Annotated in this window: 9 protein-coding genes and 1 tRNA gene; 8 read left to right on the top strand and 2 right to left on the bottom strand. The window is 68.7% G+C overall.

Translation table 11 applies throughout. The features are described 5' to 3' along the window. Positions 1-181 (bottom strand): hypothetical protein (locus E1266_RS39045; protein WP_207946082.1); only part of this gene is annotated, 181 nt, incomplete at its 3' end. A gap of 48 nt (positions 182-229) precedes the next feature. On the opposite strand from E1266_RS39045, the gene E1266_RS33800 reads away from it, so the two are divergent. The 8 genes from E1266_RS33800 (at position 230) to E1266_RS33765 (ending at position 6,987) form a co-directional block, all read left to right on the top strand. After that, the gene (locus E1266_RS33800; protein ID WP_132054091.1) at positions 230-532 is read left to right on the top strand and encodes a hypothetical protein; all 303 of its coding nucleotides are present in this window, start codon (positions 230-232) and stop codon (positions 530-532) included. Between the two features lie 155 nt (positions 533-687). Further along, positions 688-1,419, top strand: coding sequence for a GntR family transcriptional regulator (locus E1266_RS33795; RefSeq protein WP_132054097.1), 732 nt, complete (start codon positions 688-690; stop codon positions 1,417-1,419). A 143-nt stretch (positions 1,420-1,562) separates the two neighbouring features. Beyond that, positions 1,563-1,988, top strand: coding sequence for a plasmid replication, integration and excision activator (locus E1266_RS33790; RefSeq protein WP_132054089.1), 426 nt, complete (start codon positions 1,563-1,565; stop codon positions 1,986-1,988). Continuing rightward, a complete protein-coding gene (locus E1266_RS33785; RefSeq protein ID WP_132054087.1) occupies positions 1,985-2,185 on the top strand; it encodes a hypothetical protein in 201 nt (66 codons plus the stop codon). Before E1266_RS33790 ends, E1266_RS33785 begins: the two co-directional genes overlap by 4 nt. An 86-nt stretch (positions 2,186-2,271) precedes the next feature. Then, the gene (locus tag E1266_RS33780; protein WP_243719221.1) at positions 2,272-3,738 is read left to right on the top strand and encodes an FtsK/SpoIIIE domain-containing protein; all 1,467 of its coding nucleotides are present in this window, start codon (positions 2,272-2,274) and stop codon (positions 3,736-3,738) included. After that, the gene (locus E1266_RS33775) at positions 3,735-5,417 is read left to right on the top strand and encodes a replication initiator (protein WP_347876767.1); all 1,683 of its coding nucleotides are present in this window, start codon (positions 3,735-3,737) and stop codon (positions 5,415-5,417) included. Before E1266_RS33780 ends, E1266_RS33775 begins: the two co-directional genes overlap by 4 nt. Beyond that, the gene (locus E1266_RS33770; RefSeq protein WP_131982633.1) at positions 5,414-5,608 is read left to right on the top strand and encodes a helix-turn-helix domain-containing protein; all 195 of its coding nucleotides are present in this window, start codon (positions 5,414-5,416) and stop codon (positions 5,606-5,608) included. Before E1266_RS33775 ends, E1266_RS33770 begins: the two co-directional genes overlap by 4 nt. Further along, complete coding sequence (locus E1266_RS33765; RefSeq protein ID WP_132054085.1) at positions 5,605-6,987, top strand: tyrosine-type recombinase/integrase; 1,383 nt, start codon at positions 5,605-5,607, stop codon at positions 6,985-6,987. The genes E1266_RS33770 and E1266_RS33765 overlap by 4 nt, the downstream gene beginning before the upstream one ends. A gap of 204 nt (positions 6,988-7,191) precedes the next feature. Here E1266_RS33765 and E1266_RS33760 read toward each other — a convergent pair. Further along, a tRNA-Arg gene (locus tag E1266_RS33760) sits at positions 7,192-7,268 on the bottom strand. Positions 7,269-7,372 lie beyond the last annotated feature (104 nt).

Below are 7,372 nucleotides of genomic sequence, written 5' to 3'. Positions count from 1 at the left end.
GGGTGGTGGCCTGGTACGGCGAGGCGACGGGGGCGTGGTGGGCGATGGTGCGGGTTCGCCGTGGTGTGCGGTTGGTGGAGGCGATCGATCCGGGGGAGTTGCGGGAGGCGATCGTGCATGCGCGGGGGTGGCCGTGGCCGAGGTGACTGGTAGCGGTGATGGCGTGCACCAGCCATGGCACCCGTATATCGGGCCTGAGTGCCCGGTGTCGTGCCTGGGAGTGCGGACGGTGGCTGATCTGCTGCGGATGCTGTCCATGGCGGGGCAGGTGACGGGCCTGCAGGCGGAGGTGGTGCCGCACGAGCATGAGCAGGTGACGCGGACGTGTCCGGCGGAGTGTCTGGGGCTGTCGGCTCACGTGCTCAACGCTCTGCGCGCAGAGCGGGGCCGTCCTGCGACGGTGGGGTATGTGGTGGATTTGCTGCTGTCGCACAAGTTGGCCGAGGTGCGCAACATCGGGCCGCGGCGGGTCGGTGAGGTGTGCACGGCGCTGGTTGCGGAGGGGTTCCAGGTGCCGCGCTACCTGATGTGAATTCCAACCGCTGAATCCGCAGTCGCCGTGGGCGTTGTGGCGGTCTCGGTGCTGCCTGTGGCGCGCTTGGGGCGTGACGTTTGTGCATGTGGTCGCTACAGTGCCGCTAGAGGTGCGGTTATGCGGTCAAGTGTGCTAGTAGTCAGGTGGTTGTGATGTCGAGCTTGGAGTTTGAGCCTCCGAAGTATGCGCGGGTGGTGCTGGAGGTGCGGCGCCGGATCGAGAACGGCGACTACCCGCCCGGCTCGCTGCTGCCCTCGGAATCTCAGCTTGTCCGGGAGTTCGCGGTGGGCCGTACCACGGTGGTGCGGGCGTTGCAGATGCTCCAGCAGGACGGATGGATCACCCGTGAACACGGGCGCGGCTCGTTCGTCAAGGGACGCCCCGCCTCGGCCGCCCGGCCCTCCCGGCCCGGCCTGGCCGTCCTCGATCAGCCGGAGACCTCTGCGGGGGTGCGGCTGGTCGACGTTGGCCAGGTGGAGGCGCCCGGCCCGGTCGCTGCGCTGCTGGATTCGGGCGGGGCGCGGGTGCTGGCGCGGCGCTGGGTCACCGAGCGGGACGGCATCGCCTCCGAGATGGTGACGTGCTGGTTCCCGCACGAGCTGACGTTCGGCACCGACCTGGACAAGCCCGAACCCCTGCCGGTCGGGCTGCGCGATCACCTACGAACGGTAAAGGGCCTGCGCATCGACCACATCACCGAGCGACTGACCGCGCGACTCCCCGCCGGCGACGAACCCGGCCTGCTGGGAATCAAGGAGACTGAGCCGGTGCTGGCGACGGTGGCGAGTCTGCATGACGCCTCTGATGCGGTGCGGTTCGTTGCGCAGGTCGTGATGCCGGGGTCGTTGCATGAGCTGGAGGACGTGTACAGCGTCCCGGACTGACCGGCGTCCGGCTGACCCGCCGCTCCACGGAATGTGACGCAGGTCACTCTAGCTGGAGGTTGTCCGGTCGAGTGTGCGAGGTATCTTCAAGGCATGCACTCGTCCGGACAAGCGGACGGGTGAGTGTCTGGAGGTAGCCAGAGATGGCAGTGCAAGGTCCGTTCAAGGTCGCGTTCGCCGACGTGTTCCCCTACGGCGCGTTCGTCAAGGGCGGTGTCGAGCCGGTGCGGGACTTCGACCGGTCGACCCGGGAGAACTTCGTCCAGGCGCGGGACAAGGACACCGGGGAACTGGTGTGGTCGGTGGAGGTCCTGGACGCCGACCCCGAGTCCAAGGGGACGTTCAAGGTCAAGCTGATGGCGCCGGTTCAGCCGGTGATGCCGGAGGCCCCGGCGGGGTTCCCGTTCGTGCCGGTGGAGTTCGACGGCCTGGCGGTCACGCCCTACGTCAACTCCGGTACCGGCCGGCTGGCCTACTCGCTCAAGGCGGCTGCGGTCCGTCCGGCCAACTCCCGTGGCGGCGCGGCTCGTGGCTCGGGCAAGGACACGGCTGCGAAGGATGCGGCATGACCACCCTCGCCATGCTCGCCGTCGCCTTCGTCATGCTCTGCGGGATCGCGGGACTTGGCCTGCTGCTGGAAGCGGGCGAGCGGCGCCGGTCGGTGCGGTGGGCTCACACCCTGACCCGGTTCTGCGGTGACCCGGGCTGCAGGGTGTGCCGCTCCCGGTCCCTGTCGGCACACGTCCCGCGCGTTCCCGCGAGTTGATGTCCGGGGTGGGGCGGCTGGAGCTGGTACCTCCGGCCGCCCCGCTTCTCTCCCCTGAACAGCACAAAGAAGAGGTGTGACCCATCATGGCATGGGAGTTCCGCAAGCTCGCCCCCGGCGAAAACGTCGCCGTCGAAACCCAGCGTGACCCGTTCGCGGCCCCCAAGTGGGCGCCTCCGGTGTGGCACATGCCCGAGGGCCTGGTCCTCATCGTCAACGCCGTCCGCTTCCTGGTCCGCGCGGTCGTCTTCTTGGTCCGCAACATCGTCCCCGTCTCCATCGCGGCCGGGCTCGGCTGGCTCGGCTACCGGTACGGGTGGACCGTCCCCGTCCTGGTCCTGGCCCTCCTCGCCGTCGTCCTGGGCGTGTGGGCGCTGGTGGATCGTCCGTCCTTCGTCCGCTGGATCGCCCGTCCCGTCCAGTCCTGGTGGCGCCTCACCTTCGTCTACCGGCGCCACTGGCAACCCGTCCTGGTCACCGCGGGCCTGACCAAGATGCACAAGGGCAGGGAGTACCTGCCCTCCCTCGTCCGCGTCCGCTCTGGCCCGACCTGTGACCGGGTGCTGGTCCGGATGCTCAAAGGTCAAGCGCCGGACGCGTGGGAGCGGGTCACGGCCAACCTGGCGCACGGCTTCGGGGCGTCCCTGGTCCGGGTGCGGGACGGGGACCGTCCGGGCCGGGTCTGGCTGGAGTTCGTCCGCCGTGATGCCCTCGCCGAACCGATACCGGCTTTCCCCGTCCCGGACGCCTCCGAGGTGGACCTGTCCGGCGTGGTGGTCGGGCGGTGTGAGGACGGCTCACCGTGGCGGCTGCGGCTCCTCGGCACGCACGTGCTCATCGCGGGGGCGACGGGGGCCGGCAAGGGCTCGGTCATCTGGTCGGCCGTCCGCGCGCTGCTGCCGTTGATGCTCGGTGGGCTGGTGGAGGTGTGGGCGGTCGATCCGAAACGCATGGAGTTGAGCTTTGGGCGGGTGCTGTTCGAACGGTACGGGCGGTACTCCTCCGATCCCAAGGGCGGCATGGTCGATCTGCTGGAGGCGGCGGCCGAGGACATGAACGCCCGTGCGGAGCGGTTCGCGGGCGTCACGCGGTCGTTCACGCCGTCGCGGGAGTTTCCGTTCCGGGTCATCGTGGTGGATGAGCTGGCGTTCCTGACCGCCTACTGCCCCGAACGCGACCTTCGCAAGCGGGCCGAGTCCGCGCTGGCCGTGCTCACTAGTCAGGGCCGGTCGGTGGGGTACTGCGTCATCGGTGCCCAGCAGGATGCGCGTAAAGAGGTCAACAACCTGCGCAACCTGTTCCCCGACCGCATCGCCCTGCGCCTCGATGAAGACGAGCAGGTCGACATGGTGCTCGGTGACGGTGCCCGCGACCGCGGCGGCCTGGCCGACCAGATCTCATCGGTTCCGGAGGTCGGCGCGGGGGTCGGGTTCGTCCGGCTGGAAGCCTCCCCTGACCCGGTGCGGGTCCGGGCGGCGTACGTCTCCGATGCCGATATCCGGGCGATGGTCGCTCTCGGGCTGCCCGACCTGGACATCGAGGGGGCTGCGTGAGGCAACCTACCCTCGACGCCCCCGACGCTCCGGACGAGCCCGAGCCGGAACCGGTGGTCAAGACGCTTCCCCCGTTGGCGCGGGGTGTGCTGGAAGCGGTCGCGGTCGAACACGGCGTCTGCATCCGCCCCGTGCCCATGCGCCGCGTCGACCTGAACACCGGCGCGGCCGAGATGGTGTACGTCCCGTGCGGTCACACCCTGGCCTCGGTCTGCCCCTCGTGCGCCGAACGCAAGCGCAAACTCCGCGCGGTCCAGTGCTCCCAGGGCTGGCACCTGACCGAAGAACCCGTCATCACGCGCGCTGACCCAGACGAGGAACAGCGCGCGTGGATGGAGATGCGGGCGCACGCGGCGGCGGCCCGTGACCGCGCAACCGAGGACGGTACGGCGGACGGGGAAGACTCCGAGTTCTGGGACGCGGTCATACGGGACCTCGACAACGAGCTCGAACGCACTGGGGTCCGCGGTGCCCTCAAGACCGATGAGGGAAGCAGGGGCCGGCGGACGCGGTCGACCCGGCGGCGGCAGGATGCCCCGGACCTTCCCCGGCGGCCGGTCGACTCCCGCACGGTCGGCAAGGTCTTCCGAGGCAAGGACGGCAAGGCGTTCCGGCCCTCGATCTTCCTCACCCTGACCCTGGACTCCTACGGCCGGGTGCGCTCGGACGGAACCCCCCTCGACCCCGACACCTACGACTACACACGGGCCGCCCGTGACGCGCTCCACTTCTCCAAGCTGGTCGATCGGTTCGTGCAGAACCTGCGCCGGTTCGTCGGCTACGACGTGCAGTACTTCGCCGCCGTCGAACCACAACGGCGCCTGACGCCCCACCTGCACATGGCCATACGGGGAACGATCTCGCGGGCCGAGCTGCGGCAGGTGGTCGCGGCGACCTATCACCAGGTGTGGTGGCCTTCGACCGATCGTGTCGTCTTCGAGGGGGAACGGCTCCCGGTCTGGGATGAGGCAACCGGGCCAGAGGGCGGATACCTCGACCCCGCAACCGGCGAAGTCCTGCCCACCTGGGATGAAGCGCTGGACGCCCTCGGCCAAGACCCCGACGCCGAACCCCTGCACGTGGTGAAGTTCGGGCGGCAGATCGACGCACAAGGCGTCCTGGCCGACTCCGCGCAGTCCCGCAAGCTGATCGGCTACCTGACCAAGTACCTCGTCAAGGGCGTGGCCGAGTGCCACAACGCCGAGACCACCGCGCAGCGCGAACACGTCGACCGGATGGCCGAAGCACTCCGCTACGAGCCCTGCTCACCGACGTGCGCGAACTGGCTGCGCTACGGCGTCCAACCCAAGAACCCCCGCAAAGGGATGACGCCCGGCTACTGCAAGGGCAAGGCACACCGACGCGAACACCTCGGCTACGGCGGCCGCCGCGTCCTGGTCTCCCGCAAGTGGTCCGGCAAGACCCTGGCCGACCACAAAGCCGACCGCAAAGCCTGGGTCCTCGCGCGGCTGGCTGAGGCCGGTGTCCCCGTCAGCAACCCGGCCGATCCCAACGCCGTCCACGTCTGGGAACGCGCCGGGCCTGGCGACCCGGACGTCAAGCCAGCAGAGCAACGCCTACTGCTCCTGATCAACGAACGCATCCAACGGCGTCGCCAGCTCGACGCCGCGACCCACGACCCCACCCCAGAACTTTCGGCAACTCCGGAGGCAGCGTGAGCGGCAAGCGGGATGAACTTCTCACGGTTGACCAGGTGCTCGAAGAACTCGGCGGGATCTCTCGGCGGACCTTCTACCGGTGGCGGGAGATCGGTCGGGCTCCGGCTGGGTTCAAGCTCCCCAACGGCGAGATCCGCATCTATCGAAGTGATCTCGACGCGTGGCTCTGGTCGCTGCGGGAGGCGGCGTGAACACGTCCTACAAGGTCAAGTTCTGGGAGACCCGGCCGAACAAAGCGGGGCCGAGGTCAGACAAGCCGGGCAAGGTCATTTCGTACACCGCGCGTTGGACGGTCGGCGGCCGTGAGAAGTCCCGGACGTTCGAACGGTCTTCACAGGCAAAGAGCTTCCTGTCTGACCTCAGGCAGGCTGCCAAGAGCGGTAAGGCGTTCGATACGGACACGGGCCTTCCGCTGTCCATGCTCAAAGCGGCGACCGCTCGGACGTGGCTGGAGTTCGCACGTGCCTACGTCAAGGCGCGTTGGCCTCATGCGGCTGCCAAGTCTCGGGAGGGCCTCACCGACACCATGACGGCCGTGACGCTCGTGTTCGTCAAGGACACCCCCGGTCGTCCTGACGCGTCCCTCCTCCGGGTGCTTCTCCGGCGATTCGTCTTCGTGCCGGACGATCGCCGTCCCGACATGTCGGCCGAACTGGGCGCGGCGCTTCGCTGGCTGGAGTCGGCGTCCATGCCGATTACCGAACTGGACGAACCGCGGTTGGCTCGGGCCGCTCTGGAGACCCTCGCGCTCCAACTCGATGGGCAACCCGCGGCCTCCTCGACGTTCCGGCGCAAGCGGGCGGTGTTCAAGCATGCGCTCGGCTACGCGGTCGAACTGGGGGAGTTGGCGGCCAACCCCCTGGACCGAGTGAAGTGGCGTCCTCCCAAGCAGAACGGGGCCGTTGATCGGCGGGTCGTCGTGAATCCGTCCCAAGCTCGCGAGCTGCTGACGGCGGTTTCCTATGTCGGCCGGTCGCGGGGGCCTCGGCTGCGGGCGATGTTCGGGTGCATGTACTTCGCCGGCCTTCGTCCGGCTGAGGCGGCGGGGCTGCGTCGGCAGGACTGCGAACTTCCGGCAACGGGCTGGGGGCTGATCACGCTGAAGAAGACCCGGCCCCAGACCAACAAGCGATACACCGACTCGGGGGAGACCTTCGATGATCGGGGCCTCAAGCATCGTGAGGACGACATCGTGCGGCCCGTCCCCATCCCTCCCGAGTTGGTGACGATGCTCCGGGAACACCTCGACGCCTTCGGGACGGCCGAGGATGGTCGGCTGTTCGTCACCAGTGGCGGCCGGTCGTTCTCCGGCTCGGCGTACGCGCAGGTTTGGAAGCGGGCTCGCGTCCTGGCGCTCGCTCCGGATCAGGTCGAATCGCCGTTGGCGGCCCGGCCGTACGACCTGCGGCACGCGGCGGTGTCGCTCTGGCTCAATGCAGGCGTCCATGCTCCCGAAGCGGCCGAACGCGCTGGCCACGGGGTCGATGTGATGTTGCGTGTGTACGCCAGGTGCATCGATGGGCAGCGGGAGGTAGCCAACCAGCGCATCGAGGACGCGTTGGCGGCATGATCGGCAACCGCGGTGGAGAGGCTCCGGGACGTTCCGGGGCCTCTCTTGTCTTGTGTGCTGACCTGGGCAAACGCGGGCCGGGTCATTCCGCGTATATTCCGGGAACGGTGCTGTGCGGCTGCGTTCGGTGGCACATGGCTGCATCCGGGGCGCGGAGATCAACTAGCGTCTTCGCAGGTCAAAGCCTGGTTCTGCTGGTGGGGGTGGCGCGCCCGGCAGGATTCGAACCCGCGACCGTCGGATTAGAAGTCCGATGCTCTGTCCAGCTGAGCTACGGGCGCTCGGCGCCCGGCGGGACGCCGGGACACAGTGTATGGGGGCGGGTCCTTCGGCTCCACATCTATATCGGGCTATCCGTGCGGGTGGGGGTGGTGGGGGTTCTATC

The organism is Actinomadura sp. 7K534 (assembly GCF_004348575.1).
Lineage (GTDB): Bacteria > Actinomycetota > Actinomycetes > Streptosporangiales > Streptosporangiaceae > Spirillospora > Spirillospora livida.
The sequence above is the reverse complement of the archived record's forward strand: the minus strand, read 5'-3'. Positions and strand labels throughout refer to the sequence as shown.